The 26,215-nt window shown below is 67.5% G+C and carries 25 protein-coding genes, 1 pseudogene and 1 riboswitch; of the genes and pseudogenes, 15 read left to right on the top strand and 11 right to left on the bottom strand.

Annotation, left to right across the window (positions count from 1 at the left end; all coding sequences use genetic code 11):
• Positions 1–16 precede the first annotated feature (16 nt).
• Genes AC5Y4N_RS20205 through AC5Y4N_RS20215 form a run of 3 tightly spaced genes read right to left on the bottom strand, consistent with a single transcriptional unit; the run spans position 17 to position 2,786 of the window.
• Positions 17–1,105 carry an adenosine deaminase gene (locus tag AC5Y4N_RS20205; protein ID WP_499911501.1) on the bottom strand — a complete coding sequence of 363 codons (1,089 nt, stop codon included), beginning with the start codon at positions 1,103–1,105 and terminating at the stop codon, positions 17–19.
• Positions 1,102–2,370: a thymidine phosphorylase gene (locus AC5Y4N_RS20210; protein WP_499911499.1), complete on the bottom strand. Its 1,269-nt coding sequence runs from the start codon at positions 2,368–2,370 to the stop codon at positions 1,102–1,104. The genes AC5Y4N_RS20205 and AC5Y4N_RS20210 overlap by 4 nt, the downstream gene beginning before the upstream one ends.
• Positions 2,367–2,786, bottom strand: a complete 420-nt coding sequence (locus AC5Y4N_RS20215; protein WP_499911497.1) for a cytidine deaminase — start codon at positions 2,784–2,786, stop codon at positions 2,367–2,369. Before AC5Y4N_RS20215 ends, AC5Y4N_RS20210 begins: the two co-directional genes overlap by 4 nt.
• 122 nt (positions 2,787–2,908) lie before the next feature.
• Here AC5Y4N_RS20215 and sdhC point away from each other — a divergent pair, with 122 nt between their 5' ends.
• From sdhC to AC5Y4N_RS20235, 4 genes and pseudogenes are all read left to right on the top strand, one after another.
• The gene (sdhC, locus tag AC5Y4N_RS20220; protein ID WP_499911548.1) at positions 2,909–3,244 is read left to right on the top strand and encodes a succinate dehydrogenase, cytochrome b556 subunit; all 336 of its coding nucleotides are present in this window, start codon (positions 2,909–2,911) and stop codon (positions 3,242–3,244) included.
• Positions 3,238–3,627, top strand: coding sequence for a succinate dehydrogenase hydrophobic membrane anchor subunit (locus AC5Y4N_RS20225; RefSeq protein ID WP_499911546.1), 390 nt, complete (start codon positions 3,238–3,240; stop codon positions 3,625–3,627). Before sdhC ends, AC5Y4N_RS20225 begins: the two co-directional genes overlap by 7 nt.
• 41 nt (positions 3,628–3,668) lie before the next feature.
• On the top strand, positions 3,669–4,262 hold the full coding sequence (locus tag AC5Y4N_RS20230) for a carboxymuconolactone decarboxylase family protein (protein WP_499911496.1): 594 nt from the start codon (positions 3,669–3,671) through the stop codon (positions 4,260–4,262).
• A gap of 153 nt (positions 4,263–4,415) precedes the next feature.
• Positions 4,416–5,075 (top strand): annotated as a pseudogene (locus AC5Y4N_RS20235) (Imm52 family immunity protein); the annotation flags it as partial.
• Between the two features lie 312 nt (positions 5,076–5,387).
• Here the strand turns inward: AC5Y4N_RS20235 and AC5Y4N_RS20240 are convergent.
• Entirely contained in the window at positions 5,388–6,293 is a 906-nt protein-coding gene (locus tag AC5Y4N_RS20240; protein WP_499911495.1) for a sigma-70 family RNA polymerase sigma factor, read from the bottom strand.
• A 146-nt stretch (positions 6,294–6,439) separates the two neighbouring features.
• Here AC5Y4N_RS20240 and AC5Y4N_RS20245 point away from each other — a divergent pair, with 146 nt between their 5' ends.
• The 3 genes from AC5Y4N_RS20245 (at position 6,440) to AC5Y4N_RS20255 (ending at position 9,622) form a co-directional block, all read left to right on the top strand.
• Positions 6,440–6,901, top strand: coding sequence for an Lrp/AsnC family transcriptional regulator (locus AC5Y4N_RS20245; RefSeq protein WP_499911494.1), 462 nt, complete (start codon positions 6,440–6,442; stop codon positions 6,899–6,901).
• On the top strand, positions 6,898–8,283 hold the full coding sequence (locus tag AC5Y4N_RS20250; RefSeq protein WP_499911493.1) for an aspartate aminotransferase family protein: 1,386 nt from the start codon (positions 6,898–6,900) through the stop codon (positions 8,281–8,283). The genes AC5Y4N_RS20245 and AC5Y4N_RS20250 overlap by 4 nt, the downstream gene beginning before the upstream one ends.
• 79 nt (positions 8,284–8,362) lie before the next feature.
• Complete coding sequence (locus AC5Y4N_RS20255) at positions 8,363–9,622, top strand: D-alanyl-D-alanine carboxypeptidase family protein (protein ID WP_499911492.1); 1,260 nt, start codon at positions 8,363–8,365, stop codon at positions 9,620–9,622.
• A gap of 55 nt (positions 9,623–9,677) precedes the next feature.
• On the opposite strand, the gene yhjD is transcribed toward AC5Y4N_RS20255, so the two are convergent.
• Both yhjD and trpS read right to left on the bottom strand, forming a co-directional pair.
• Positions 9,678–10,688: an inner membrane protein YhjD gene (gene yhjD / locus AC5Y4N_RS20260; RefSeq protein ID WP_499911490.1), complete on the bottom strand. Its 1,011-nt coding sequence runs from the start codon at positions 10,686–10,688 to the stop codon at positions 9,678–9,680.
• Between the two features lie 10 nt (positions 10,689–10,698).
• Positions 10,699–11,709, bottom strand: coding sequence for a tryptophan--tRNA ligase (trpS, locus tag AC5Y4N_RS20265; protein WP_499911488.1), 1,011 nt, complete (start codon positions 11,707–11,709; stop codon positions 10,699–10,701).
• 75 nt (positions 11,710–11,784) lie between these two features.
• Between trpS and ephH the strand changes: the two genes are divergently transcribed.
• Positions 11,785–12,618 (top strand): epoxide hydrolase EphH, encoded by an 834-nt coding sequence (gene ephH, locus AC5Y4N_RS20270; protein ID WP_499911486.1) that lies wholly within the window; start codon positions 11,785–11,787, stop codon positions 12,616–12,618.
• Here the strand turns inward: ephH and AC5Y4N_RS20275 are convergent.
• A complete protein-coding gene (locus AC5Y4N_RS20275; RefSeq protein WP_499911484.1) occupies positions 12,615–13,838 on the bottom strand; it encodes an NADP-dependent isocitrate dehydrogenase in 1,224 nt (407 codons plus the stop codon). The genes ephH and AC5Y4N_RS20275 overlap by 4 nt on opposite strands.
• 40 nt (positions 13,839–13,878) lie before the next feature.
• Entirely contained in the window at positions 13,879–16,116 is a 2,238-nt protein-coding gene (locus AC5Y4N_RS20280) for an NADP-dependent isocitrate dehydrogenase (protein ID WP_499911482.1), read from the bottom strand.
• 160 nt (positions 16,117–16,276) lie between these two features.
• Positions 16,277–16,396, top strand: a riboswitch (SAM riboswitch).
• Positions 16,397–16,445: 49 nt separating this feature from the next.
• On the opposite strand from AC5Y4N_RS20280, the gene AC5Y4N_RS20285 reads away from it, so the two are divergent.
• The 5 genes from AC5Y4N_RS20285 to AC5Y4N_RS20305 are packed head-to-tail and all read left to right on the top strand — an operon-like array spanning position 16,446 to position 20,668.
• Positions 16,446–17,798, top strand: coding sequence for a bifunctional o-acetylhomoserine/o-acetylserine sulfhydrylase (locus AC5Y4N_RS20285; protein WP_499911480.1), 1,353 nt, complete (start codon positions 16,446–16,448; stop codon positions 17,796–17,798).
• Complete coding sequence (gene metX, locus AC5Y4N_RS20290) at positions 17,795–18,916, top strand: homoserine O-acetyltransferase MetX (RefSeq protein WP_499911478.1); 1,122 nt, start codon at positions 17,795–17,797, stop codon at positions 18,914–18,916. The genes AC5Y4N_RS20285 and metX overlap by 4 nt, the downstream gene beginning before the upstream one ends.
• On the top strand, positions 18,913–19,644 hold the full coding sequence (locus AC5Y4N_RS20295; protein WP_499911476.1) for a class I SAM-dependent methyltransferase: 732 nt from the start codon (positions 18,913–18,915) through the stop codon (positions 19,642–19,644). Before metX ends, AC5Y4N_RS20295 begins: the two co-directional genes overlap by 4 nt.
• A gap of 32 nt (positions 19,645–19,676) precedes the next feature.
• Positions 19,677–20,033: a type II toxin-antitoxin system prevent-host-death family antitoxin gene (locus AC5Y4N_RS20300; protein ID WP_499911473.1), complete on the top strand. Its 357-nt coding sequence runs from the start codon at positions 19,677–19,679 to the stop codon at positions 20,031–20,033.
• Positions 20,030–20,668, top strand: a complete 639-nt coding sequence (locus AC5Y4N_RS20305) for an ATPase (RefSeq protein WP_499911543.1) — start codon at positions 20,030–20,032, stop codon at positions 20,666–20,668. Before AC5Y4N_RS20300 ends, AC5Y4N_RS20305 begins: the two co-directional genes overlap by 4 nt.
• A 57-nt stretch (positions 20,669–20,725) precedes the next feature.
• On the opposite strand, the gene AC5Y4N_RS20310 is transcribed toward AC5Y4N_RS20305, so the two are convergent.
• Together AC5Y4N_RS20310 and AC5Y4N_RS20315 are read right to left on the bottom strand one after the other, a co-directional pair.
• The gene (locus tag AC5Y4N_RS20310) at positions 20,726–21,019 is read right to left on the bottom strand and encodes a DUF3017 domain-containing protein (protein WP_499911471.1); all 294 of its coding nucleotides are present in this window, start codon (positions 21,017–21,019) and stop codon (positions 20,726–20,728) included.
• The gene (locus AC5Y4N_RS20315) at positions 21,016–21,864 is read right to left on the bottom strand and encodes a bifunctional methylenetetrahydrofolate dehydrogenase/methenyltetrahydrofolate cyclohydrolase (RefSeq protein ID WP_499911469.1); all 849 of its coding nucleotides are present in this window, start codon (positions 21,862–21,864) and stop codon (positions 21,016–21,018) included. The genes AC5Y4N_RS20310 and AC5Y4N_RS20315 overlap by 4 nt, the downstream gene beginning before the upstream one ends.
• A 38-nt stretch (positions 21,865–21,902) precedes the next feature.
• Between AC5Y4N_RS20315 and AC5Y4N_RS20320 the strand changes: the two genes are divergently transcribed.
• Positions 21,903–23,096 (top strand): NADH:flavin oxidoreductase, encoded by a 1,194-nt coding sequence (locus tag AC5Y4N_RS20320; protein ID WP_499911467.1) that lies wholly within the window; start codon positions 21,903–21,905, stop codon positions 23,094–23,096.
• Between the two features lie 38 nt (positions 23,097–23,134).
• Complete coding sequence (locus AC5Y4N_RS20325; protein WP_499911465.1) at positions 23,135–25,735, top strand: FHA domain-containing protein; 2,601 nt, start codon at positions 23,135–23,137, stop codon at positions 25,733–25,735.
• 27 nt (positions 25,736–25,762) lie between these two features.
• Here AC5Y4N_RS20325 and AC5Y4N_RS20330 read toward each other — a convergent pair whose 3' ends face one another.
• The gene (locus AC5Y4N_RS20330) at positions 25,763–26,077 is read right to left on the bottom strand and encodes a hypothetical protein (protein WP_499911463.1); all 315 of its coding nucleotides are present in this window, start codon (positions 26,075–26,077) and stop codon (positions 25,763–25,765) included.
• Between the last annotated feature and the right edge of the window lie 138 nt (positions 26,078–26,215).

Here is a 26,215-nt window from a genome sequence, read left to right on the forward strand (position 1 = left end):
TGATCGTTATGTCCTCCTACCCGATCAGCACCGCGAATCGCGGCTTGATGACGTCGTCGATGATCGCGAGCCGTTCGTCGAACGGGATGAACGCCGACTTCATCGCGTTGATGGTGAAGCGCTGCAAGTCGGCCCAGCCGTAACCGAAGGTCTCGACGAGCCGCAGCATTTCCTGGCTCATCGTGGTGTCGCTCATCAACCGGTTGTCGGTGTTGACGGTCACCCGGAACCGCAGCCGCGCCAGCAGGCCGAACGGATGCTCGGCAATGCTGCGCACAGCGCCGGTCTGCACGTTGGAGCTGGGGCACATCTCCAGCGGAATCCGCTTGTCGCGCACGATTGCCGCCACGCGGCCAAGGTGGTGGCTGCCGTCGGCCCGCTCCTCGATGTCGTCGACGATCCGCACCCCGTGGCCCAGCCGGTCGGCGCCACAGAACGCGATCGCCTCGTGGATGGACGGCAGGCCGAATGCCTCGCCAGCGTGAATGGTAAAGCGGCCGCTGTTGTTTCGCATGTATTCGAAGGCGTCCAGATGACGGGTCGGCGGATGTCCCGCCTCGGCGCCGGCGATGTCGAAGCCGACCACGCCCTTGTCGCGGAATCGGATCGCCAGCTCGGCGATCTCCAGTGAGCGGGCGGCGTGGCGCATCGCGGTGACCAGGCACCGCACGGTGATGGTCCGACCGTCGGCGCGCACGGCCTTCTCCCCGTCGGCGAACCCGGCCAGCACCGCGTCCACCACCTCGTCGAGCGACAGGCCTTCGTCGATGTGCAGCTCCGGCGCGAACCGCACCTCGGCGTAGACGACGTTGTCGGCGGCCAGGTCCTCGACGCACTCGTAGGCCACCCGGTACAGCGCAGCCTGGGTTTGCATGATGCCGACGGTGTGCGCGAACGGCGCGAGGTAGCGCTCCAGCGAGCCGCTGTGCGCGGAGGTGGCGAACCAGGTGGCAAGCGCGTCGACGTCAGTGGCCGGCAGGTCGCGGTAACCGCACTGCTCGGCGAGCTCGAGCACGGTCGTCGGGCGCAGGCCGCCGTCGAGGTGGTCGTGCAACAGGGCCTTGGGCGCCCGACCGATCGTGTCCAGGTTCAGCGGAGCCGTCATCCCACGATTCTGTCGATCACAAGCGGCCGGCGGGTGAACATCCCCACACGCCAGCCGTCGAGTTCGGCCAGCGCGGGCGCCAAGCGCTCCGCAGTGTCGGTATAGAGCGTGAACACCGGTTCGCCGGCGACCACCTGCTCCCCCGGCCGGCGGTGGATCCGCACCCCGGCGCCGGGCTGCACCGGATCGCCCGGCCGTGCTCGGCCCGCGCCGAGCCGCCACGCCGCCATCGCCACCGCCATCGCGTCGATGTCGCCCACGGTGCCGCTTCGGTCCGCGGTGACGGTCTCGGTGTGCGCGCCCAACGGCAGCGACTTGCCCAGGTCGCCGCCCTGCGCGGCGACCACCGCGCGGAAGCAGTCCATTGCCGACCCGTCACGCAGGGTGTCCGCCGGGTCGCGGCCGTCGAGGCCGGCCGCGTCGAGCATCTCGCTGGCCAGCGCCAGGGTCAGCTCCACGACGTCGTCGGGTCCGCCGCCGGCCAGCACCTCCAGCGCCTCGGCGACCTCGACCGCGTTGCCGACCGCACGCCCGAGTGGGGTGTTCATGTCGGTCAGCAGCGCGCGGGTCGCCAGACCGTGGGCGGCACCGAGCTCGACCATCGTGCGGGCCAGCTCACGCACCTCGGCCTCGGTTTTCAGAAACGCTCCCGAGCCGACCTTGCAGTCGAGAACCAGCGCGCCGGTGCCCTCGGCGATTTTCTTGCTCATCACCGAGCTGGCGATCAGCGGCAACGACTCGGTGGTGCCGGTGACGTCGCGCAGCGCATAGATCTTGCGGTCGGCCGGGGCCAGCTCGCCCGGGGCGAAGATCGCCGCGCCGACATCTTGAAGTTGTTGGTGCACTTGGTGTTTCGTGAGTTCAGCGGTGAACCCTGGAATTGACTCGAGCTTGTCCAGCGTGCCGCCGGTGTGGCCGAGCCCCCGACCGGCTGCCTGCGGCACGGCGCCGCCGCACGCGACGACGACGGGCACGACGGTGAGCGTGAGCTTGTCACCGACGCCGCCGGTGGAGTGCTTGTCGACGGTGGGCCGGCCGACGTCCGAGAAGTCGAACCGCTGTCCTGAGGCCACCATCGCCGCGGTCCACTGGGCGATCTCGTCGCGGTCCATCCCGCGCAGAAAGATCGCCATCAGCAGCGCCGACATCTGCTCGTCGGCGACCTCGCCCGCGGTGTAGGCGTGCACCACCCAGTCGATCGCCTCGCCGGACAGCCGGTGGCCGTCGCGCTTGGCCCGGATCACGGTGGGCGCGTCGAAGTTCATCGCTGCAGGTCGTCCGGCCCGAACGCGTGCGGCAACAGCTCGACGAGGCGGCGCGCACCGCCGGGCGCGTCGACCAGCAGTTCCGGGCCGCCGTGCTCCATCAACAGCTGCCGGCAGCGCCCGCACGGCATCAGCGGCCGGCCGCCCCCGTCGACGCAGGCCAACGCGACCAGCCGCCCGCCCCCACCGCTGTGCAGCGCGCACACGACCGCGCACTCGGCGCACAGCGCCAGCCCGTACGAGGCGTTCTCGACGTTGCAGCCGGCCACCACGCGGCCGTCGTCCACCAGCGCCGCGGCACCGACCGGGAACCGCGAATACGGCGCGTAGGCACGGGCAGCTAGGCTAATTGCCTTGCCGCGCAATGCTTTCCAGTCGATGTCTGCGCCCACCGTCGCCGCTTCCGCCGTAGTCATCGGATCACGCCTTACCCTAGTGGCCCCGACGCATGGTTCGGGACGAAGGGGCGGCAGGGTTTACTGTCGTCATGAGCACCACGTCGATGGAGCGCAAGGCCGTCCGCCGCGGCGATCCGGGGATCTGGTTGTGGGTGCTGCACCGCATCTCGGGGGCGGCGATCTTCTTCTTCCTCTTCGTCCACGTCCTCGACACCGCGCTGGTGCGGGTCAGCCCTCAGGCTTACGACCAGGTGGTCGCGCTCTACAAGACGCCGGTCGTCGGCCTCATGGAGGCAGGACTGGTGGCCGCGGTGCTCTTTCACGCGCTCAACGGGATCCGCGTGGTCGTCGTCGACTTCCTGTCGCCGCGTGAGCGCTTCCAGACGTTCTTGCGGTGGGCCGTCGTCATCCTGTGGCTAGCCGCGGTGATTCCGGCACTGATCGTGCTGGGCGCGCACCTGGTGCAGCGATCGTGACGCCGGTGGATGCGCCCCGCTCTCCGCGGGGCCGGCGGTTCGAGAGGTCCGCGTGGCTTTTCGTGCGGTTCTCCGGGCTCGCGCTCGTGGTGCTGGCGGTGGGACACCTGTACGTCACGCTGATCGCCGACGACGGTGTACACCGGATCGACTTCAATTTCGTTGCTGCACAATGGCATTCGCCATGGTGGCGGATATGGGATCTGCTGCTGCTGTGGCTGGCGCAGCTGCACGGCGGCAACGGCATGCGCGTGATCATCGACGACTACGCCCGCAAGGACTCCACCCGGCGCTGGCTCAAGGGCCTGCTCGCGGTGTCGATGACGTTCACCCTGGTGCTCGGCACCTACGTGATCGTCACGTTCGACCCCAACATCTCGTGATTCGGCTGTCACACATCGGTGGGCTGCGGCGTCTAAGGGGTATGACCAACACCCGCATCCCGCCTCTGCCCCCTCACCGCGCCAATCTGCTGACCCGGCTGATGTACCGCTACGCCAAGCGCCGGTTCGGCGAAGTGCCCGAACCGTTCGCGGTCGCGGCACATCACCCCGGCCTACTGACGGCCAATGCGGTCCACGAGACCGCGCTGGAGAAGGCCTCGACCAAGCTGCCCGCGAACGTCCGCGAGCTCGCCGTGTACTGGACCGCCCGCACCGTCGGCTGCTCGTGGTGCGTGGACTTCGGCTCGATGCTGATCCGCCTCGAGGGCCTGGATCTTGAGCGGCTCAAGCACATTGACGACTACGCCACGTCGCCGCTGTACAACGACGACGAGCGCGCCGCGATCGCCTACGCCGACGCGATGACCCGCGACCCGCACACCGTCACCGACGAACAGGTGGCCGATCTGCGACGCCGTTTCGGCGACGCCGGGGTGATCGAGCTGACGTACCAGATCGGCGTCGAGAACATGCGAGCCCGGATGAACACCGCGCTGGGCATCACCGAACAGGGCTTCAGCTCTGGTGAGGCGTGCCGGGTTCCGTGGGCGAGTCCCACAATGAAGTTGCTCTGACCACAAGCTGCCCGCCAGGTAGCAGCGGCCGGCGGGACTCCGGTTCAATGGACGTTCGCCGAGGAAGCAAGCGCAAATCTCGTCCGAGAAATGCTTATGCACGCTTACCCGCAGATCCGCGTTGTTTGGGTCCCGCCACAGTAGGGGAACACTATGACGAAATCGTATCTAGGGGCGTATTGGGGCGCTCGCGCAGAGTCTGTCGAGCAGTGTGCCGACAAGGTCGCAAGATTCCTTGGCGTCTTGGCTGAGATCGATCCTCTCCTAACTGATTGGCGCGGAAAAGGGCGCTCGCGACAGGAGGCGCTGAAGGAACCACTAGTTACCGCGGAGCGAACGGACCTCATTGATCGTCTCTTGGCGGGACGGAACCGCAAGGACGTCGGGCACGACGTCATGGAAGATCTGGGATATGCCCTGTATTGGTGGAACAGCCGCGACAACAAAGATGGTGGCGTCACGCTTTCTATGCATTTGAGCGTGACGTCCCAGTACGTCGGCAATAACGTGACGATCAACTTCCCCGACTCGTCGCGGTTCCCCACGCTCTACGCCCGGGACACCGCCATCTCGATACTGACAGCTGTCATTGCAACGTTTCAGCCGCAGCGCGCGGTGTGGTCCAGTAGCGCATTGACGAGAGCGCAAGCCGAGCCGGATCAACCGCTGGAGAATGGCGGTATCGCCTACGGGCAAGTGATTGGCCAGCCCGCCGGGTGGGCCACCTTCCTCGCGGACGATGACTCGATTCGCTTTGAGTGGCGGGCGCTTCCGCCAACGGCGACCGTCGAGCGGATCGATAACGGGTCGCTTGTTCTGATCGGCGACGATCCTGCCAATCCGCCCCTGAATGAAGTGTTAGCAGTACGGGCCGCGATGGGATACGCCGTGCCGCAACGAGAGACGTCACCCGCACCGCAGGTCGAGTCATCGTCAAGTGCTAGCTTTGCTCAGCTGCAAGGCGAAGATCGAGAGAGCTCGGCTTCGACTGCCTCAGATCGGCAGGAGCGCGGGCAAGACCCGCAACGTCCACTTGATACCCAGGCGCTGAGTGGCTGGACCCAAGTGCAAGACCAGCGACGGCAGGGAACGCGCTGGGGCACAAAGTCAATTGTGCCGCGCCAGCTACCGGCCATGCAGCGGCGAACCGGTGAACTTGTCCGGGTTGGCCACGTCCCAGACGGCCGCGACCTTGCCGTCGCGCACGGCGACCGCGATGATCCTCGGGTGCACGGGCTCGTGGCCGTCGCTGCCGGGGCTGCCGACCGAGTAGGCGCCGAGTTCGCCGTTCACCAGCGCCAGCCGGCTCGACTCCAGCCAGCCGGGACCGTAGCGGCGGGCCAGCCCGAACAGGAACCGCGCCACCTTGTCCGGACCTGTGATCGTGTGAATTGCGGTGCGGGTCTTGCCATTTGCGTCGCCGACGAGCGTGACGTCGGGGTGCAGCAGTCCGATCACCGCATCCATGTCACCCTCGGCCATCGCGGCCAGCAGCCGGCCCACCACCTCGTCGTGCGACGCATCCACCGGCCGCGCGAGCGGCTCGTCGCCGACGATCCGGCGGGCACGCGACGCCAATTGCCGCGCCGACGCCTCCGTCGTACCCAGAATCGACGCGATCTCCGAGAACGGCACCCCGAAGCCGTCGTGCAGCACGAACGCCACCCGCTGATCCGGCGTCAACCGCTCCAGCACCACCATCGCCGCGTACCGTGCGTCTTCGTCGGCGACCACCGCGGCCAGCGGATCATCGGTGCCGGGAGTGGTGACCACCGGTTCCGGAAGCCACTCCCCCACATAGGTTTCGCGCCGTCTGGCCGCTGACCGCAGCCGGTCCAGCGCCAGCCTGCTCACCACTCTGGTCAGCCAGGCCCGCAAGTCCTCGGGCTCGTCTCCGGAGTGCTGCCACCGCAACCACGCATCCTGTACCGCGTCCTCGGCGTCGGCCACTGTGCCGGTGAGCCGGTAACCCACCGAAAGCAGATGAGGGCGCAAAGCCTCGAACTCGTCGACCCGCTGCGCTGCGGTCATTCACCAGAGTCTATTAGCGGCCGGCCGACCACGCTTCGAGGCCATGATTATTCGCTCACCCAATCCGTTGCGTGCATCCGAAAGCCACGAGTCAAAGCGTTGTGTGGGTTGCCCACGACGACGGAATCCGTGCCAGAATCTTTCCCATGCCCAGCACCGACGGCCAACTCGACGAGCTGTCGAAAGCGATCATCGAGCAGCTGCAGGAGGACGGCCGCCGGTCCTACGCGGGCATCGGTAAGGCAGTGGGGTTGTCGGAAGCCGCTGTGCGCCAACGGGTTCAGCGGATGATCGACGCAGGGGTGATGCAGATCGTCGCCGTGACCGACCCGATGCAGTTGGGCTTCGCCCGCCAGGCGATGATCGGCATCCGCTGCACCGGCGACTCCGGCAAGCTCGCCGAGCAGCTGGCCGCATTGACGTCGGTCGACTACGTAGTGTTGACGGCCGGCTCCTTCGACGTGATCGCCGAAGTCGTCTGCGAGGACGACGACCACTTGCTGGATTTGCTCAACACCCAGATCCGGGCGCTGCCCGGCGTCACGTGCGCCGAGACACTGGTCTACCTCAAACTCGTCAAGCAGCAATACAATTGGGGGACGCGGTGACCATAAACGGTCCCGCCCAAGACATTTCGGCTGAGCTTTCGGCGAAGGCCGACCGCTACCTGTGGGGCCACTTCGCCCGGCACGGCGCCGGCATCACGCCTCCGATCATCACTCGCGGTGAGGGCGTGCGGATTTGGGACAGCCGCGGCAGCTGCTACCTCGACGGGCTGTCCGGACTGTTCGTCGTCCAGGTGGGCCACGGCCGCGCCGACCTGGCCGAGGCCGCCGCCCGACAGACCAGGCAGCTCGAGTTCTTTCCGCTGTGGTCCTACGCCACCCCACCGGCGATCGAACTGGCCGAACGGCTGGCGCACTACGCGCCGGGCGACCTGAACCGGGTCTTTTTCACCACCGGCGGCGGCGAAGCGGTGGAAACCGCATGGAAGCTGGCCAAGCAGTATTTCAAGCTGGTCGGCAAACCCCATAAGTACAAGGTGATTTCGCGGTCGATCGCCTACCACGGCACCCCGCACGGCGCGCTCGCGATCACCGGCCTACCGAACTTCAAGAAGCCGTTCGAGCCGCTGCCACCGGGCAGCTTCCGGGTGCCCAACACCAACTTCTACCGCGCGCCCGCGCCGGTGAACACCGACGTCAAGGAGTTCGGGCGGTGGGCTGCAGACCGGATCGCCGAGGTGATCGAATCCGAGGGTCCCGACACCGTCGCTGCGGTGTTCCTCGAGCCGGTGCAGAACGCGGGTGGGTGCTTCCCCCCGCCACCCGGCTACTTCGAGCGGGTCCGCGAAATCTGCGACGAGTACGACGTTCTGCTGGTGTCCGACGAAGTGATCTGCGCGTTCGGCCGGATCGGATCGATGTTCGCGTGTGACGACTTCGGCTACGTCCCCGACATGATCACCTGCGCAAAGGGCATGTCGTCGGGTTACTCGCCGATCGGCGCGATGATCGCCTCCGACCGGCTGTTCGAGCCGTTCGCCGACGGCAAGACGACGTTCCCGCACGGCTACACGTTCGGCGGCCACCCGGTCTCGGCGGCGGTCGCGCTGGCCAATCTCGACGTCTTCGAACGCGAGGGCATCAACGACCACGTCAAACACAACGCCGCCGCGTTCCGCACCACGCTGGAGAAGCTCCACGACCTGCCGATCGTCGGTGACATCCGCGGCGAGGGCTACTTCTACGCCGTCGAGCTGGTGAAGGACAAGGCCGGCAAGGTGACGTTCACCGACGAGGAGAGCGAACGGCTGCTGCGGGGCTTCTTGTCGTCGGCACTGCTGGAGGCGGGGCTGTACTGCCGCGCCGACGACCGCGGCGATCCCGTGGTGCAGCTCGCGCCGCCGCTGATCAGCGGCCAAGCCGAGTTCGACGAGATCGAGCAGATCCTGCGCCACGTGCTGTCGGAGGCGTGGCGGCGCCTGTAGGCGATGTGGCAGACCTGTAACCGGCAAGCGGCGGGTCATGACGGCTGCCGTGACCTTCGTCCCGTAACCTGCGGTCTCGATGGGTGGGTTGACGAAGGCCGGCCGGCGCGTACTGTGCGCGGCTTCGGCAGCGGTGTTGATGGGGTTTCCGACGCTGGGCGGCATGCCGCCGGCGTCCGCCGAGCCGGTCGCTGCCCCTGACACGCCTTCGTGCCCGTACCGGGTGGCCACCCCGCCTGCCGTCGACGAATCCGAGGTGCCGACCGCCGGCGAGGCGCCCCAGCCGTTGCCGGTTCCGGCCAAACCGATGGGCGGTGACGCACTGAGCGGCTGCGGGGTGGTCGTCGCGCCCAACACCCCGCCCCTGCCCAACGACATCTCCGCCGACGCGTGGCTCGTCGCGGACCTCGACACCGGCGCGGTCGTCGCCGCGAAGGATCCGCACGGGCGGCACCGGCCAGCCAGCATCATCAAGGTGCTGGTCGCGATGCAGGCGATCAACGAACTCGGCATCGGGAAGGTGGTCACCGGCACCGCCGAGGACGGCAACGCCGAAGGCACCCGCGTCGGCGTCGACCAAGGCGGCACCTACACGGTCTTCCAGCTGCTGCACGGGCTGCTGATGCACTCCGGCAACGACGCCGCGCATGCGCTCGCGATGCAGCTCGGCGGCATGGACGTCGCGCTCGGCAAGATCAACGCGCTGGCGCGCAAGCTCGGCGCCACCGACACCCGCGCCGCCACCCCGTCCGGCCTGGATGGCCCTGGGATGAGCACGTCGGCCTACGACATGGGCCTGTTCTACCGGTATGCCTGGCAGAACCCGATCTTCGCGCAGATCGTCGCCACCAAGACGTTCGAGTTCCCCGGTCACCCGGCCCGGCCCAACGTTCCCGGCGACGAGCCGCACCCCGGCTACACGCTCGAGAACGACAACCAGCTGCTCTACAACTATCCGGGCGCGATGGGCGGCAAGACGGGCTACACCGACGACGCCGGCCAGACGTTCGTGGGTGCGGCCAACCGCGACGGCCGGCGCCTGATGGCGGTGCTGCTGCACGGCACCCGCCAGCCCATCCCGCCGTGGCAGCAGGCGGCGCATCTGCTGGACTACGGGTTCGCGACGCCGCCGGGCACGATGGTGGGCAAGCTGGTGGAGCCGGACCCGTCGCTGGTGCCCAAGACCGCTTCTGACACCAGCGCCCCGTCGGCTGCGGCGGGCCTGCCGGGTTCGATGAACGACCTGCCGGTGCGCGTCGGTGTCGCGATCGTGGGCGCGCTGATCGTGTTCGGCTTGATCCTGGCCGCCCGCTCGATCAACCGCCGCGCCCAGACATAGTCCTTCGCCGAGCGTGCGCTGGCTGCGACGATCCGGCCGGATTCTCGCAGTGAGTTCACATTCGGCGCGTGAGCCTTGAAATCCCCAGCGCCCCGAGGGCTCCCAGCGCTCCTGCCACCAGCGCCCCACGCAACCCGACGCCCTCGGAGGTACGTGGCGCGATGATCGCGGCGTCCGGCGGCACCACCGGCGCGGCGGCGAGGTTTTCCGACGACGTCGCCGCCCACGCCGTCGCAAACAACACCAGTCGCGCCGTGATGTAGGCGAATACCAAAAGACCCAGCACCGGCCCGAACGTCGCCCCCGCCGGCCCATGCATGACCGTCGCCAGATACAACGAGCCCAACTGTTTGAACACCTCGAAACCCACCGCGGCGATCAGCCCCGCTCGCAGCGAGCTGCGCACGCTCAGCGACTCCCGCGGCAGCCGGGCGATCATCCACGCGAACAACAGCCAGGAAACCAGCACCGACGCCAGCACCGAGGTGATCTGCAGTGCTACGCCGACCCCCGGAAGGTGAGCAATGCCCAACCAGCGCAGGATGTTTCGCATCAGCGGACGGCTCGACAACGCGGACAACCCGATGGTGACGACGAGTGCGAGGAACACCGACAGCAGCGCGCCGAGGTCCGACAGCTTGGTACGCACGAAACCCCCGCCTTCATGCCGTTGGTCCCACATCGCACTGAGCGCCTCGCGGATGTTGGCCATCCAGCCCAGCCCCGCCCACAGCGCGGTGGCCAGGCCGATGACGCCCACGGACGTCCGCGACTCGATCGCCGCGGCGATGAGTTCGACGACCTGGCGGCCGAATTCGCCCGACACCGTGTGCTTGACGCGATCCTCGATCTGTGTGAGCAGCTCCGGCTGGCGCGACAACACGAACCCGGCGATCGCGAACGCCACCATGAGCAACGGAAACAACGCGAACACCGTGAAGTAGGTGATTCCTGCGGCGAAGAAGTCGCCGTTGGCGTCGCGGTAGCGCTGCTGAGCCCGCATCACGTGGTCGAACCAGCCATAGCGCGCCCGCAGCCGATCGAGGATGCCCGGCTTGTCCGGCATGGGCCGTCTCCTATGAGGAAATCTGCAAGAACCCTAGCCGCTCATAGACATTGGCGATCATCTTTGCCGACACCTCGCGGGCCCGGTCGGCGCCCTTCTTGAGAATCGCTTCCAACTCGGTTGTGTCGCTCAGCAATTCGTCGACACGCGCCCGGATGGGGGTGACGAACTCCACGACCGCGTCGGCGGTGTCGCGCTTGAGGTCGCCGTAGCCGCGGCCCGTGTAGCCCTCGACCAGCTTGTCGACGTCGGTGCCGGTGATCGCCGATTGGATGGTCAGCAGGTTCGACACCCCCGGCTGGTTCTGCGGGTCGTAGCGGACCTCGCGGCCGCTGTCGGTGACCGCCGAGCGGATCTTCTTCGCGGTGAGGCCCGGATCGTCGAGCAGGTTGATCAACCCGGCCTCGGTGGGTGCGGACTTGCTCATCTTCGACGTCGGGTCGCTCAAGTCGTAGATCTTGGCCGTCGCCTTCGGGATCAGCACCTCGGGCACCACGAACGTGTCCGGGAAGCGGCTGTTGAAACGCTGCGCGACATCACGCGCCAGCTCCAGATGCTGACGCTGATCCTCACCGACCGGCACCAGATCGGTGTCGTACAACAGCACGTCGGCAGCCATCAGTACCGGATACGTGAACAGCCCGACCGTCGTCGACTCGGTGCCCTGCCGTTGAGCCTTGTCCTTGAACTGCGTCATCCGCGACGCCTGCCCGTAACCGGTGAAACAGCCCAGCACCCAAGCCAATTCGGTGTGCGCGGGCACGTGGCTCTGCACGAAGACGGTGCTACGGGCCGGGTCGATTCCCAGCGCCAGATACTGCGCGGCGGTCACCAGCGTGCGCCGGCGCAGCACATCGGGGTCCTGCGGGACGGTGATCGCGTGCAGGTCGACCACGCAGAAGAACGCGTCGAACTCGTCCTGCAGCCCCACCCAGTGCGTCACCGCGCCCAAGGCGTTGCCCAGGTGCAGCGAGTCGGAGGTCGGCTGGACGCCGGAGAAGACGCGTTTCTGCTTGCTCATGGTCGGCCAATCTTTTCACCCGCAGGCGTCCAGCGCGCTTGCGGTACCGGCGGTACCGGCTTTATGGTCGCCATCATGCGCGAGCGTGCCCCCATCCATCTCGGCTCCGGCGAACCGATGCTTCTGCTGCACCCGTTCATGATGTCGCAGAACGTCTGGAAGAAAGTCGCCCCGCGGATCGCCGACACGGGCCGCTACGAGGTGTTCGCGCCGACCATGGCCGGCCACAACGGCGGCCCGAAAGGCAGTTGGAAGCTCGACAGCGCCACGCTCGCCGATCATCTGGAGCGCCAGCTCGACGACCTCGGCTGGAAAACTGCGCACATCGTGGGCAACTCGCTGGGCGGCTGGGTGGCGTTCGAGCTGGAGCGCCGGGGCCGGGCCCGCACGATCACCGCGATCGCTCCGGCGGGCGGCTGGCACCAGTGGTCGCCGGTGAAGTTCGAGATCGTCGCCAAGTTCCTGGCCGGCGCACCGCTGTATGTGCTGGTGAAATTGCTCGGCCCGCGGGTGCTGAGCCTGCCGTTCAGCCGATATCTCGCGCACTTCCCGATCAGCGCATCTCCGGAAACTCTGCCCGAGAGCGACCTGCTGGACATCATCGACGACGTCCGCAACTGCCCGGCCTACTACCAGCTGTTGATGAAGTCGCTGATGGCGCCCGGCCTCTTGGAACTGGCCGAGACCTGCACGCCCACCCACCTGGTGATCTGCGAAAAGGACCGCGTGCTGCCGCACCCGCGTTACACGCGGCACTTCCACACCCACATTCCGGAGATCAACAAGGTCACCGAGCTCGACGGCGTGGGTCACATCCCGATGTTCGAGGCACCCGAGCGCATCGCCGACGTGATCGTGAATTGGGTCGACGAGTACATCGGCACGCCGCCGGTGAAGTCGACCGGTTAGGCCTCGGCGAGCGCCTTCTGCAGGTTGTCGTCGAGGGCGGCCATGAAGTCCTCGGTGGTCAGCCACTCCTGGTCCGGACCGATCAGCGCCGCGAGGTCCTTGGTCATCTGCCCGCCCTCGACGGTGTCGACGACCACGCTCTCCAGCTTCTGCGCGAACTCGATCACCTCGCGGGTGTCGTCGAGTTTGCCGCGGTGCTCCAGCGCCCTGGTCCACGCGAAAATCGACGCGATCGGGTTCGTCGACGTCGGCTTGCCCTGCTGGTGCAGCCGGAAATGCCGCGTCACGGTGCCGTGCGCCGCCTCTGCCTCGACGATCTTGCCGTCGGGAGTCATCAGCACCGACGTCATCAATCCCAGCGACCCGTAGCCCTGCGCGACGGCGTCCGACTGGACGTCGCCGTCGTAGTTCTTGCACGCCCAGACGTAGCCGCCCTCCCACTTCAGCGCCGAGGCGACCATGTCGTCGATCAACCGGTGCTCGTAGGTCAGGCCGTTGCGCTCGAACTCGTCTTTGAACTCCTCGTCGTAGATTCGCTGGAACTCGTCCTTGAACATCCCGTCGTAGGCCTTGAGGATCGTGTTCTTGGTCGACAGGTAGACCGGGTACTTCTCTTTCAGCCCGTACTTGAACGACGCGCGCGCGAAGTCCTGGATCGAGCGCTTGAAGTTGTACATGCCCATGATCACCCCGCCCTCGTCGGGAATGTGGACGACCTCCTGCTGGATGGGCTCGCTGCCGTCGTCGGGAGTGAACGTGATCGTGAACGTGCCCGGCCGGTCGAACGCGAAGTTCTCGGCCCGGTACTGGTCGCCGAACGCGTGGCGGCCGATGATGATCGGCTTGGTCCAGCCGGGCACCAGGCGGGGGACATTGTTGATGACGATCGGTGCACGAAAGATGGTGCCGCCCAAGATGTTTCGGATGGTGCCGTTGGGCGACAGCCACATCTTCTTGAGGTTGAACTCCTTGACCCGGGCCTCGTCGGGGGTGATCGTGGCGCATTTGACGCCGACGCCGTGCTTTTGGATCGCGTGCGCGGCGTCGACGGTCACCTGGTCGTCGGTTTCGTCGCGGTGCTCGATGCCGAGGTCGTAATACTCGAGGTCGATGTCCAGGTACGGCAGGATCAGCGTGTCCTTGATGGACTTCCAGATGATCCGGGTCATCTCGTCGCCGTCGAGCTCAACGACCGTGCCTTCGACCTTGATCCTGGACATGTGAGCCACACTACAAGGGCCGAATGCCGCGAAACTGCGCTCAGGCTTGGGCGGCCTCCAGCGTCTGGTTGAACGTCTTGCTGGGCCGCATCACTGCGGTGGTCTTTTCGGGGTCGGGGTAGTAGTAGCCGCCGATGTCGACCGAATTGCCTTGCGCGGCAGCGAGTTCCGACAGAATCGTGTCTTCGTTCTCCGACAGCGACTTCGCCAGCTGCGCGAAATGATCCGCGAGCTCTTGGTCGTCGCTCTGCTCGGCCAGCTGCTGCGCCCAGTACAAAGCGAGATAGAAGTGGCTGCCCCGGTTGTCCAGCTCGCCGGTCTTGCGCGACGGGCTCTTGTCGTTCTCCAGGAAGCAGCCGATCGCCCCGTCGAGCGCCTTGCCGAGAACCGTGGCCCTCTTGTTTCCGGTTTTCGTGCCGATGTCCATCAGGCATGCGCCCAGCGCCAGATACTCGCCGAGCGAATCCCACCGCAGGTGGTTCTCCTCGACCAGCTGCTTGACGTGTTTGGGCGCCGAGCCGCCCGCGCCGGTTTCGTACATCCCACCGCCGGCCATCAGCGGCACGATCGACAGCATTTTGGCGCTGGTGCCCAGCTCCAGGATCGGGAACAGGTCGGTCAGGTAGTCGCGCAGGATGTTGCCGGTGGCCGCGATCGTGTCTTTGCCGCGCACCACGCGTTCGAGCGTGTACCGCATCGCCCACACCTGCGGCATGATCTGGATGTGCAGGCCCTCGGTGTCGTGGTCTTGCAGGTACTTTTTGACCTTTTTGCGTAGCTCGACCTCGTGCGGGCGTTCGATGTCGAGCCAGAACACCACGGTCATACCGGAGTCGCGGGCCCGGGTGACGGCCAGCTTCACCCAGTCCTGGATCGCCGCGTCCTTGGTGACGGGCATGCGCCAGATGTCGCCCTCTTCGACGTTCTGCGTCATCAGCACTTCCCCGGTCTCGTTGTCGACGATGTCGGCGACGCCGTCCTCGGGGATCTCGAAGGTCTTGTCGTGGCTGCCGTACTCCTCGGCCTTCTGCGCCATCAGCCCGACGTTCGGCACGGTGCCCATGGTGGTCGGGTCGAACTGGCCGTGGGTCTTACAGAAGTTGATCATCTCCTGGTAGATGCGGCTGAACGTCGACTCGGGGTTGACCGCCTTGGTGTCCTTGGTCCGGCCGTCGGCGCCGTACATCTTGCCGCCGAGGCGAATCATCGCAGGCATCGAGGCGTCGACGATCACGTCGGACGGCGAGTGGAAGTTCGTGATGCCCCGCGCCGAATCGACCATCGCCAATTCGGGACGATGCTCGTGCACGGCGTGGATGTCGTTGATGATCTCCTCGCGCAACGATCCGGGCAGCGCCTCGATCTTGTTGTAGAGGTCGACCATGCCGTTGTTGACGTTCACGCCGAGTTCGTCGAGCACGTCTTGATGCTTGGCGAACGCGTCCTTGTAGAACACCTTGACGCAGTGGCCGAACACGATGGGGTGGCTGACCTTCATCATCGTGGCCTTGACGTGCAGCGAGAACATCACGCCGGTCTTGTAGGCGTCCTCGATCTGCTGCTCGTAGAACGCGCACAGCGCCTTCTTGCTCATGAACATGCTGTCGATGACGTCGCCCTCGTCGAGCTTCACCTCGGGCTTGAGCACGATCGTCTCGCCGCGCTTGGTCTTCAGCTCCATCCGCACGTCGCGTGGGCGGTCCAGCGTCATCGACTTCTCGCCGTGGTAGAAGTCGCCGCTCTTCATCGTCGCCACATGGGTGCGCGAGGCCTGCGACCACTCGCCCATGCTGTGCGGGTGCTTGCGCGCGTACTCCTTGACCGCCTTGGCCGCGCGCCGGTCCGAATTGCCTTCCCGCAGAACGGGATTGACGGCACTGCCGAGTACCTTCGCGAAGCGCTCCTTGAGCGCCTTCTCCTCGTCGGTCTTGGGATGCGCCGGATAGTCGGGCACTGCGTAGCCCTTCTCCTGCAGTTCCTTGACCGCGTCGGTGAGCTGCGGCACCGAGGCGCTGATGTTGGGCAGTTTGATGATGTTGGTGTCGGGCAGCTGCGTCAGCCGGCCCAGCTCGGCGAGGTTGTCCGGCACGCGCTGATCCTCCTCCAGGCAGTCGGAGAACTCCGCCAGGATGCGGGCCGCCAGCGAGATGTCACTGGTTTCGACTTTGATGCCCGCCGGCTCGGTGAAAGTGCGGATGACCGGCAGCAAGGCGTAGGTAGCCAGCAGCGGCGCTTCGTCGGTCAGCGTGTAGATGATGGTCGGTTGCTCATTGCTCATGTGTTGGGTGTCTCCCGCCATCGGTTCGGACAAGCCGAGTATCAGTATTCCGTCGAGGCACCCGTCGTGTCAGGGGTGGGTCCGGTAGCGAGGTCAGCGCGGGCGTCTGCGACGCGAACTCGGTGGCAGTCGGCTTGCGGCATGCGATACTCTTCTCATCGGTCAAGAGCGCCAGCGCCAAGCCCCGGCTCGCTGGCCGGCAACCCTCCAACCGCGGTGGGGTGCCCCGGGTGATGACCAGGTTGAGTAGCCGCCAGCGGCTACACGGCAAGCGCGGGTCCGTGATGACGGGCCCCGGACCGGACGGCCCTCACCACAGGAGCACATCGATGACGAACGAACAGGACGATCCCAGCAGCCGCTGGGCGTTCGAGACCAAACAGATTCACGTCGGCCAGGTCCCGGACGCCGCCACCAACGCCCGGGCGCTGCCGATCTACCAGACCACCTCGTACACGTTCAACGACACCGCCCACGCCGCCGCACTGTTCGGCCTCGAGGTCGAAGGCAACATCTACACCCGGATCGGCAACCCCACCACCGCGGTCGTCGAGCAGCGCATCGCCGCGCTGGAGAACGGCGTGGCTGCGTTGTTCCTGGCGTCCGGGCAGGCGGCGGAGACGTACGCGATCCTCAACGTCGCCAACGCCGGCGACCACGTCGTGTCCAGCCCTCGGCTGTACGGCGGCACGTACAACCTGTTCCACTACTCGCTGCCCAAGCTGGGCATCGAGGTCAGCTTCGTCCAAGACCCCGACGATCTCGAGTCGTGGCGGGCGGCTGCGCGGCCGAACACCAAGGCGTTCTTCGCCGAGACGATTTCCAACCCCCAGATCGACATCCTCGATATCCCCGGCGTCGCGGCGGTGGCCCATGACGTCGGCGTGCCGCTGATCGTCGACAACACCATCGCGACGCCATATCTCATCCAGCCGATCAGCCACGGCGCCGACATCGTCGTGCACTCCGCCACCAAGTACCTGGGCGGCCACGGCGCGGCGATCGCCGGAGTGATCGTCGACGGCGGCACGTTCGACTGGCGCAACGGTAACTTCCCCGGGTTCACCACGCCCGACCCCAGCTACCACGGAGTGGTGTTCGCCGACCTCGGCCCGCCCGCCTTCGCACTGAAGGCGCGGGTGCAGCTGCTGCGCGACCTCGGTTCTGCCCCTTCGCCTTTCAACGCGTTCCTGATCGCGCAGGGACTGGAGACGCTGAGCCTGCGGGTGCAGCGCCACGTGGAAAATGCGCAACGCGTCGCCGAGTACCTCTCCGGGCACGAGGACGTGGTGTCGGTGAACTACGCCGGGCTGCCGAGCTCGCCGTGGTACGAGCTGGGAAAGAAGCTGGCGCCCAAGGGAACCGGCGCTGTGCTGGCGTTCGAACTGGCCGGCGGCGTGGAGGCCGGCAAGGCGTTCGTCAACGCGCTGACCCTGCACAGCCACGTCGCCAACATCGGTGACGTGCGCTCGCTGGTGATCCATCCGGCATCCACTACGCACAGCCAGCTCAGCCCCGAGGAGCAACTGGCCACCGGCGTCACGCCGGGCCTGGTGCGCCTTGCCGTCGGCATCGAGGGAATCGACGACATCATCGCCGACCTCGAGCGCGGCTTCGCCGCCGCCAAGCCGTTCAGTTCGGCGCGGGGTGCCGACCCCCAGTCGGTGGGGTCGCTGTCGTGACGGATTTCGACGTCCCGACCACCCAGCTGCCCGCCGAAGGGGAGGTGGGCGTCGTCGACATCGGCCCGCTGCGACTGGAGAGCGGCCGGGTGATCGACGACGTGTCGATCGCGCTGCAACGCTGGGGTGAGCTGTCGCCGGCACGCGACAACGTAGTGGTGGTGCTGCACGCGCTCACCGGCGACTCGCACGTCGCCGGGCCCGCGGGCCCGAACCATCCGACCCCCGGCTGGTGGGACAGCGCAGTCGGTCCCGGCGCGCCGATCGACACCAACCGCTGGTGCGCGGTGGCCACCAACGTGCTGGGCGGCTGCCGCGGCTCGACCGGGCCCAGCTCACCCGCAACCGACGGAAAGCCTTGGGGCTCACGGTTTCCCACGATCACCGTGCGCGACCAAGTGGAGGCCGACGTCGCAGCGCTGGCGGCAGTGGGCATCACGGAGGTCGCCGCGGTGGTCGGCGGTTCGATGGGCGGCGCGCGGGCGCTGGAGTGGATCGTCGGCCATCCCGACAAGGTGCGCGCCGCGCTGGTGCTGGCCGTCGGCGCACGTGCGACCGCCGACCAGATCGGCACGCAGACCACCCAGGTCGCCGCGATCAAAGCCGACCCGAACTGGCAGGGCGGCGACTACTACGGCACCGGCCGAGAACCCGTCGACGGCATGGACATCGCCCGGCGCTTCGCCCATCTGACCTACCGCGGCGAGGTGGAACTGGACCGGCGCTTTGCCAATCAGCCGCAGGCCTCGGAGAACCCGCTGACCGGCGGCCGGTACGCGGTGCAGAGCTACCTCGAGTACCAGGGCGCCAAGCTGGTCGACCGGTTCGACCCGGGCAGCTACGTGGTGCTCACCGACGCGCTGTCCAGCCACGACGTCGGACGCGGCCGTGGCGGTGTGCCGGCGGCGCTGAGTCGATGTCAGGTTCCCGTGGTGGTGGGCGGCATCACCTCCGACCGGCTGTATCCGCTGCGGCTGCAGGAGGAGCTGGCCGACCTGTTGCCGGGCTGCCCCGGGCTGAACGTCGTCGACTCGGTGTACGGGCATGACGGGTTCTTGATCGAATCCGAGGCCGTCGGAGATTTGATCCGGCAGACGCTCAAGCTCGCATCGGCATGACCGACCAGCTGGCCCGCTCGCTGTCGTTCGGCGCCGAAGCGGCCGCATACGAACGCGGCCGGCCGTCGTACCCTCCCGAGGCCATCGACTGGCTGCTGCCGCCAGATGTGCGCGACGTGCTCGACCTCGGTGCCGGCACGGGCAAACTCACCACCCGGCTCGTCGAGCGCGGGCTGTCCGTGGTGGCGGTCGATCCGATCCCGGAAATGCTCGAGCTGCTTCGCCATTCGCTGCCCGACACGCCCGCGCTGCTCGGCACCGCCGAGGAGATCCCCCTGTCCGACGACAGCGTGGATGCGGTGCTGGTGGCGCAGGCCTGGCATTGGTTCGACCCCGCCCGCGCTGTGGCGGAAGTGGCGCGGGTGCTGCGGCCCGGCGGGCGGCTCGGCCTGGTGTGGAACGTGCGCGACGAGCGGATGGGCTGGGTACGCGAGCTGGGCCGCATCATCGGCCATGAGGACGATCCGTTCAACAACCGCGTCACGCTGCCCGAGCCGTTCGTCGACGTCCAGCGCCATCAGGTGGAGTGGACGAATTACCTGACGCCGCAAGCATTGATCGACTTGGTGGCGTCGCGCAGCTACTGCATCACCTCGCCGACGGAGGTGCGCACCCGGACCCTCGAGCAGGTGCGCGAGCTTCTGACCACGCATCCCGCATTGGCCAACTCGACGGGCCTGGCCCTGCCGTACGTGACAGTGTGCATTCGGGCCACCCTGTCGACCTAGCGCGCGTCGTCGTGTTGGCTAAAATGTCCAATATGGCTACTTTGACGTTCCGCAACCGCGACGGTGTGCTGGTCGACGTGCCGACGGTCGCTGCCACCCGGTTCAAGAACGAGTTCGGCGCGGTCTTCGAAGAGGCCTCGCGCCGCGGCGCAGTCGCGATCACCAAGCACAACACACCGAAAGCGGTGCTGTTGTCGTACGACGAGTTCGAGGCGCTGACGAAGGGCAGTGTGCCGGCACTGGACGAGTTGACCGCAGACTTCGACCATTTGTTGGAGCGCTTGCAGACGTCGAAGGCCAAGGCAGCTATGGCCGCTGCGTTCGACGCGACGCCTGACGAGCTCGGCCGGGCCGCCGTCGAGGCCGCCCGTCCGAAGCGCCGACGCTGACACCGCCACGGCTTTATGTTGTTGCCGGCGTCAACGGCGCCGGGAAGAGCAGCATCGTCGGCGCGATGATCCGCGCGGCCGGCGCCGACTACTACAACCCTGACGAAGCCGCGAAGGCCTTGACGGCCGCGAACCCCGGGCTCGATCAATTGAAGGCCAATGCTGCCGCGTGGCATGAGGGCAAGCGACTGCTGGAGCGGGCGATCGAGCAGCGGCTCGACTTCGCGCTCGAGACCACTCTGGGCGGCAACACCATCCCGCGCTTGATCACGGACGCGGCATTGGATGGCTTCGAGGTGCGCATGTGGTACGTCGGGCTCGACAGTCCCGAAACACACATCGCGCGGGTGCGGCATCGTGTCCGGGCAGGCGGTCACGACATCCCCGAGGCTGTCATCCGGCGCCGGTGGCGGCACAGCAGGCAAAACCTGATACGGCTGCTGCCCGCCCTCACCGAACTGCGGGTATACGACAACTCAGCCGACGCCGACCCCGCGACCGGCCGCGCACCCCGTCCATCGCTGGTGCTGCACGTGGCGCGTGGTGCGGTGGTCGGGCCGGACGACCTGACGTCGACGCCGGAGTGGGCGAAGCCCGTTGTCGCAGCGGCTCATTCGCGCCGAGTGTGGACTTGAGCCACGCTCCGCTGCGCCTGCCAAAAGCGTGGATCAACCCAACACTCGGGACAACAACTATCGGGTGCCCAGCGGATCGATCGTCCACGCGATGTAGATCACCACCGCGCTGACCACCGCCATCGTCACGAAGTCGGTGAGCCGGCTGCGGACCACCAGCAAGCCCGCGCGACTGTCCGACAAGACCAACCGCAGCACCGCAGCAACCGCGACGCCGATGCCGATCAACAACGACCCGCGCCGCCAGAAGTCCGCCACCACGAGCACGAATGCGGCCGCAAAGATCAGGAACACCAACAGGATCGGCCACTGGGTGCGGACGACCTGACGGGCGGCGTCGCGCGTGCTCATCGCGACTCCGCACGCTCCACGACGTTCGTCAGCAGGAACGCCCGGGTCAACGGCCCCACGCCGCCGGGGTTCGGCGACACGTAGCCCGCCACCTCCCAGACGTCGGGATGCACGTCGCCGGTGAGTTTGCCGTCCACCCGGCTCACCCCGACGTCCACGACCGCGGCCCCCGGCTTGACCATGTCGGCGGTCACCATGTGCGCAACGCCGACCGCCGCGACCACGATGTCGGCCTGCTTCGTCAGCGCCGGCAGATCACGAGTTCCGGTGTGGCACAGGGTGACTGTGGCGTTCTCCGACCGTCGGGTGAGCAGCAGGCCGAGCGGGCGGCCGACGGTCACACCGCGGCCGATCACCACCACGTGCGCGCCGGCGATCGGTACGTCGTAGCGGCGCAGGAGGTGCACGATCCCGCGCGGCGTGCACGGCAGCGGTGCCGCCTTGCCCAGCACCAGCCGGCCGAGATTCGTCGGATGCAGGCCGTCGGCGTCCTTCTCCGGGTCGATGCGCTCCAGCGCGGCGTTCTCGTCCAACTGACCCCGCGGCAGCGGCAGCTGCACGATGTAGCCGGTGCACTCGGGGTTCTCGTTCAGCTCGTCGATGGTCTCGTCGAGCTTGGCCTGGCTGATGTCGGCGGGCAGATCGCGGCGGATCGAGGTGATGCCGACCTTCGCGCAGTCGGCGTGCTTGCCGCGGACATAGGCCTGCGAGCCGGGGTCGTCGCCCACCAGGATCGTGCCCAGTCCGGGGGTGCGCCCGGCGGCTGTCAGCGCCTGCACCCGCTGCGTCAAGTCGGCGAAGATCTCGTCGCGGGTGGCCTTGCCGTCGAGCACCGTCGCAGTCACGAACCTCAGTCTGACAGGCTTGTGGCACGCTTTGAGCCATGGCCCCGACGAGCGTGTTCTCCCCGGCCAAGCTGGGGCCGATCACGCTGCGCAATCGGATCATCAAGGCGGCGACGTTCGAGGCGGCGACCCCCGACGCGCTGGTGACCGACGAACTCGTCGAATACCACCGGTTGCCTGCGGCCGGCGGGGTGGCGATGACCACGGTCGCCTATTGCGCGGTGTCACCGGGCGGCCGCACCGAGGCCGGCCAGCTGTGGATGCGACCCGAGGCGGTGCCGGGGCTACGCCGACTGACCGAGGCCGTGCACGCCGAAGGCGCCGCGGCCAGCGCGCAGATCGGGCACGCCGGGCCCGTCCGCGTGGGCCCGGCCGACAAGTCGCCGGCGCTGGCGCCGGTCCGCAGCTTCAACCCGATCGTTCTGCGGTTCGCGAAGAAAGCCACCCACGAGGACATCGACAGGGTGATCGCCGACCACGCCGCGGCGGCCCGGCTGGCCGTCGACGCCGGCTTCGACGCCGTCGAAATACATTTGGGGCACGGCTATTTCTGCAGTTCGTTCCTCAGCCCGCTGGTGAATCGTCGTGACGACGAGTTCGGCGGCTCGCTGCACAACCGCGCGAAGGTGGCCCGCAGGGCGGTGCAGGCCGTGCGCCAGGCCGTGGGCAACCAGATCGCGGTGACCGCGAAACTCAATATGGCAGACGGGATTCGGACCGGCATCACCGTCGACGAAGCGCTCACCACTGCCACGTGGCTGCAGGATGACGGCGCCCTCGACGCCCTGGAACTGACGGCGGGCAGCTCGTTCGTCAACCCGATGTACCTGTTCCGCGGCGACGTTCCGATCGAGGACTTCGCGAAGATCTTCAAGCCCCCGACGAGCTGGGGGCTGCGGCTGGTGGGCAAGAAGATCTTCCGCGAATACCCTTACCGCGACGCGTATCTGCTCGACTTGGCGCGCACGTTCCGGGCCGAGCTGTCGATGCCGCTGATCCTGCTGGGCGGCATCACCAACCGCGAAACCATGGACCTCGCGATGGCGGAGGGGTTCGAATTCGTCGCGATGGCCCGTGCGCTGCTGGCCGAACCGGATCTGGTCAACCGGATCGCCGCGGGCGGCACCGCGGTGCGATCGGCCTGCACGCACTGCAACAAGTGCATGCCCGCCGCTTTTCGCTCGCGGCCCACCGTGCGCACCCGATGCGTCGTCACCGGAGCGCCCGGCTAACGCATCGGGACGCCGCTGTCCTTATAGAGTGACGGCTAATGAGCCGACCATCACCGCCCGCGCTGACTGTTCGGACCGACGGGTCGCAACGCACCTTCGCGCCGGGCCACGACGTGGTCATCGGCCGCGATCTGCGCGCCGACGTCCGGGTCGCTCATCCACTCGTCTCACGCGCGCACGTGCTGCTGCGGTTCGACCGCGGCCGCTGGGTGGCGATCGACAACGGCAGCCTCAACGGGATGTTCGTCGACCACCGCCGCGTGCCGTCGGTGGAGATCCGCGACGGGCAGAGCATCAACATCGGCAACCCGGACGGCCCGCGGCTGACATTCGAGGTCGGGCGCCACCAAGGTGCTGTGGGCCGGCCCCCGCAGACCACGTCGGTGCCGGCCCAAGCCCGCGGCGCGGCCGCCCGGCAGGGCCACCAGCAGTCCATGTCGCACGCCCCCGCGGGGTATCCGCCGAGCACGCCGCAGCCGTCGTACCCGCCGACGCAGCCGCCGCACACATATCCGCCCGGCCCGTCCAGTGGCCCACAGACGCGGCCGCCCAGCACGCCTGCGCCGGCGTCCCGGGTGCCGTCGGCGCCTGTGTCGCAGCCGGACACTCAGCCGCCGCCGACGCAGATCCGGCCGACGGCACGTCCCACCAGCGCCGACGGCCAGAACCTGGCGACCAGCATGATCCGCATCCTGCGTGGCGGCGCTGCGCCTCCGCCGCCGGGAGCGACGACGATCGGCCGCGCCACCGACAACGACATCGTGATTCCCGACGTGCTGGCGTCGCGGCACCACGCGACGTTGGTGCCGACGGCCGAGGGCGTCGAGATCCAGGACGCGCGCAGCATCAACGGCACGTTCGTCAACGGCAACCGGGTGGACCGGGCGCTGCTGCGCGACGGCGACGTCGTCACGATCGGCAACGTCGACCTGGTGTTCCAGGGCGGCACGCTGGTCCGTCGCACCGAGACCGAAGCCGCCACGCGCACAGGCGGTTTGGAGGTTCGCGACGTCAGCCTCGAGATCGAGCACGGCCGCACGTTGCTGGACAACATCTCGTTCTCGGCGCGGCCCGGCACGCTGACCGCGGTGATCGGCCCGTCAGGCGCCGGCAAGTCGACGCTGGCGAAAGTGATTGTCGGGGCCAGCAATCCGACCCGCGGCAGGGTGCTGTTCGAGGGCCACGACGTCCACGCCGAGTACGCGTCGTTGCGCAGTCGTATCGGGATGGTGCCGCAAGACGACGTGGTGCACGGTCAGCTGACCATCGAGCAGGCGCTCGGCTATGCGGCCGAGCTGCGGCTGCCGCCGGACACCACCAAGGAAGACCGGCGTCAGGTGATGATGAACGTGCTCGAGGAGCTCGAGCTCACCCCACACGCGGGCACCCGGGTGGACAAGCTGTCCGGCGGACAGCGCAAACGCGCCTCGGTGGCGATGGAGCTGCTCACCGGCCCGTCGCTGCTGATTCTCGACGAGCCCACCTCGGGTCTGGATCCGGCGCTGGATCGCCAGGTGATGACGATGCTGCGCCAGCTGGCCGACGCGGGCCGCACCGTGATCGTCGTGACCCATTCGCTGACCTACCTCGACGTGTGCGATCAGGTGCTGCTGCTGGCCCCGGGCGGCAAGACCGCGTTCTGCGGGGCGCCCAGCGACATCGGCTCGGCAATGGGCACCACCAACTGGGCCGACATCTTCAGCGCCGTGGCAAGCGACCCCGAGGGCGCGAAGCTGCGGTTCCTGGAACGCCATCCGGCCCCGCCGTCGCTGCCGGAGACCGAGAAGCCGACGGACTTGGGTAAGCCGGTGCACACCAGCTTGTGGCGGCAGTTCTCGACGGTCACCCGCCGGCAGGTGCGGCTGATCGTCGCCGACCGCGGCTACTTCGTCTTCTTGATGCTGCTGCCGCTGATCATGGGTGCACTGGTCAAGGCGGTGCCCGGCGACGTCGGGTTCGGGATTCCGAACCCCTACGGCGACGCACCGAACGAGCCGGGCCAGATTCTGGTGCTGCTCAACGTCGGAGCGATCTTCATGGGCACCGCGCTGACCATCCGCACGCTGATCGGCGAGCGGCCGATCTTCCTTCGCGAACAGGCGGTGGGATTGTCCACGACTGCCTACCTGTTGGCGAAGATCTGTGTGTTCACGGTGTTCGCGGTGGTGCAGTCGGCGATCGTGGTGGCGATCGCGGTGTGGGGCAAGGGCGCTCCCACCCAGGGCGCAGTGCTGCTGAAGAGTCCGGCCTTCGAGCTGTTCGTCGACGTGGCGTTCACCTGTGTGGCCGCGGCGATGGTGGGCCTGGCGCTGTCGGCGCTGGCCAAGTCCAACGAGCAGATCATGCCGCTGCTGGTGGTGGCGATCATGTCGCAGCTGGTGTTCTCCGGCGGCATGATCCCCGTGACGCATCGCGTTGGGCTGGACCAGCTTTCGTGGTTCACGCCGGCGCGCTGGGGATTCGCCGCGTCGGCGTCGACGGTGGATCTGATCAAGCTCGTCCCCGGTCCGCTCACGCCGAAGGACTCGCACTGGCACCACACGTCGAGCGCCTGGCTGTTCGACATGGCGATGCTGGCCGCGATCTGTGTCGGCTACGCCTCGTTCGTGCGCTGGAGGATCCGGCTCAAAGGCTCGTAGCGTCGGCCCGGTTCCTCCGGGAAACGACTACTCGGGCGGAGGCGGCACCACGGGACGACACACGTTGGCTACCGGGTCCCACCAATTGCCCCAGCCGCAATCCTGCGGAGGCGGCGGCACCACCGGCCGACACACGTTGGCTGCCGGATCCCACCAATTGCCCCAGCCGCAATCCTGCGGAGGCGGCGGCACCACCGGCCGACACACGCTCGCCACCGGGTCCCACCACGTACCCCACTCGCAGTCGGCGTGACTCACCGCTGGCGAGACGACCGTCACGTACGCCAAGGGCGCCAATGCAACGGCAATGGCGCCGGCCAAACGAGGAAACAACTTGCTCATCAAAGGCCCCTCCATCCGCAAGCGTGCAGTCCCCCGGCGCCTGTCTTCTTCCCACAGACATGCCCCGCGAAACGTGCCACCTCCCGTACGCCAGAGCCAGACACGGGACAGACGGCGAAGATACGGCCGCACCGGCCG

This window comes from Mycobacterium sp. NGS19 (genome assembly GCF_059813155.1).

What these genes read in the sequence shown, in the direction of transcription:
- AC5Y4N_RS20205 (WP_499911501.1), bottom strand. Translation starts at nt 1,105, where the DNA reads ATGACGGCTCCGCTGAACCTGGACACGATCGGTCGGGCGCCCAAGGCC.
- AC5Y4N_RS20210 (WP_499911499.1), bottom strand. Translation starts at nt 2,370, where the DNA reads ATGAACTTCGACGCGCCCACCGTGATCCGGGCCAAGCGCGACGGCCAC.
- AC5Y4N_RS20215 (WP_499911497.1), bottom strand. Translation starts at nt 2,786, where the DNA reads ATGACTACGGCGGAAGCGGCGACGGTGGGCGCAGACATCGACTGGAAA.
- AC5Y4N_RS20230 (WP_499911496.1), top strand. Translation starts at nt 3,669, where the DNA reads ATGACCAACACCCGCATCCCGCCTCTGCCCCCTCACCGCGCCAATCTG.
- AC5Y4N_RS20240 (WP_499911495.1), bottom strand. Translation starts at nt 6,293, where the DNA reads ATGACCGCAGCGCAGCGGGTCGACGAGTTCGAGGCTTTGCGCCCTCAT.
- AC5Y4N_RS20245 (WP_499911494.1), top strand. Translation starts at nt 6,440, where the DNA reads ATGCCCAGCACCGACGGCCAACTCGACGAGCTGTCGAAAGCGATCATC.
- AC5Y4N_RS20255 (WP_499911492.1), top strand. Translation starts at nt 8,363, where the DNA reads ATGGGTGGGTTGACGAAGGCCGGCCGGCGCGTACTGTGCGCGGCTTCG.
- yhjD (WP_499911490.1), bottom strand. Translation starts at nt 10,688, where the DNA reads ATGCCGGACAAGCCGGGCATCCTCGATCGGCTGCGGGCGCGCTATGGC.
- trpS (WP_499911488.1), bottom strand. Translation starts at nt 11,709, where the DNA reads ATGAGCAAGCAGAAACGCGTCTTCTCCGGCGTCCAGCCGACCTCCGAC.
- ephH (WP_499911486.1), top strand. Translation starts at nt 11,785, where the DNA reads ATGCGCGAGCGTGCCCCCATCCATCTCGGCTCCGGCGAACCGATGCTT.
- AC5Y4N_RS20275 (WP_499911484.1), bottom strand. Translation starts at nt 13,838, where the DNA reads ATGTCCAGGATCAAGGTCGAAGGCACGGTCGTTGAGCTCGACGGCGAC.
- AC5Y4N_RS20280 (WP_499911482.1), bottom strand. Translation starts at nt 16,116, where the DNA reads ATGAGCAATGAGCAACCGACCATCATCTACACGCTGACCGACGAAGCG.
- AC5Y4N_RS20285 (WP_499911480.1), top strand. Translation starts at nt 16,446, where the DNA reads ATGACGAACGAACAGGACGATCCCAGCAGCCGCTGGGCGTTCGAGACC.
- AC5Y4N_RS20295 (WP_499911476.1), top strand. Translation starts at nt 18,913, where the DNA reads ATGACCGACCAGCTGGCCCGCTCGCTGTCGTTCGGCGCCGAAGCGGCC.
- AC5Y4N_RS20300 (WP_499911473.1), top strand. Translation starts at nt 19,677, where the DNA reads ATGGCTACTTTGACGTTCCGCAACCGCGACGGTGTGCTGGTCGACGTG.
- AC5Y4N_RS20310 (WP_499911471.1), bottom strand. Translation starts at nt 21,019, where the DNA reads ATGAGCACGCGCGACGCCGCCCGTCAGGTCGTCCGCACCCAGTGGCCG.
- AC5Y4N_RS20320 (WP_499911467.1), top strand. Translation starts at nt 21,903, where the DNA reads ATGGCCCCGACGAGCGTGTTCTCCCCGGCCAAGCTGGGGCCGATCACG.
- AC5Y4N_RS20325 (WP_499911465.1), top strand. Translation starts at nt 23,135, where the DNA reads ATGAGCCGACCATCACCGCCCGCGCTGACTGTTCGGACCGACGGGTCG.
- AC5Y4N_RS20330 (WP_499911463.1), bottom strand. Translation starts at nt 26,077, where the DNA reads ATGAGCAAGTTGTTTCCTCGTTTGGCCGGCGCCATTGCCGTTGCATTG.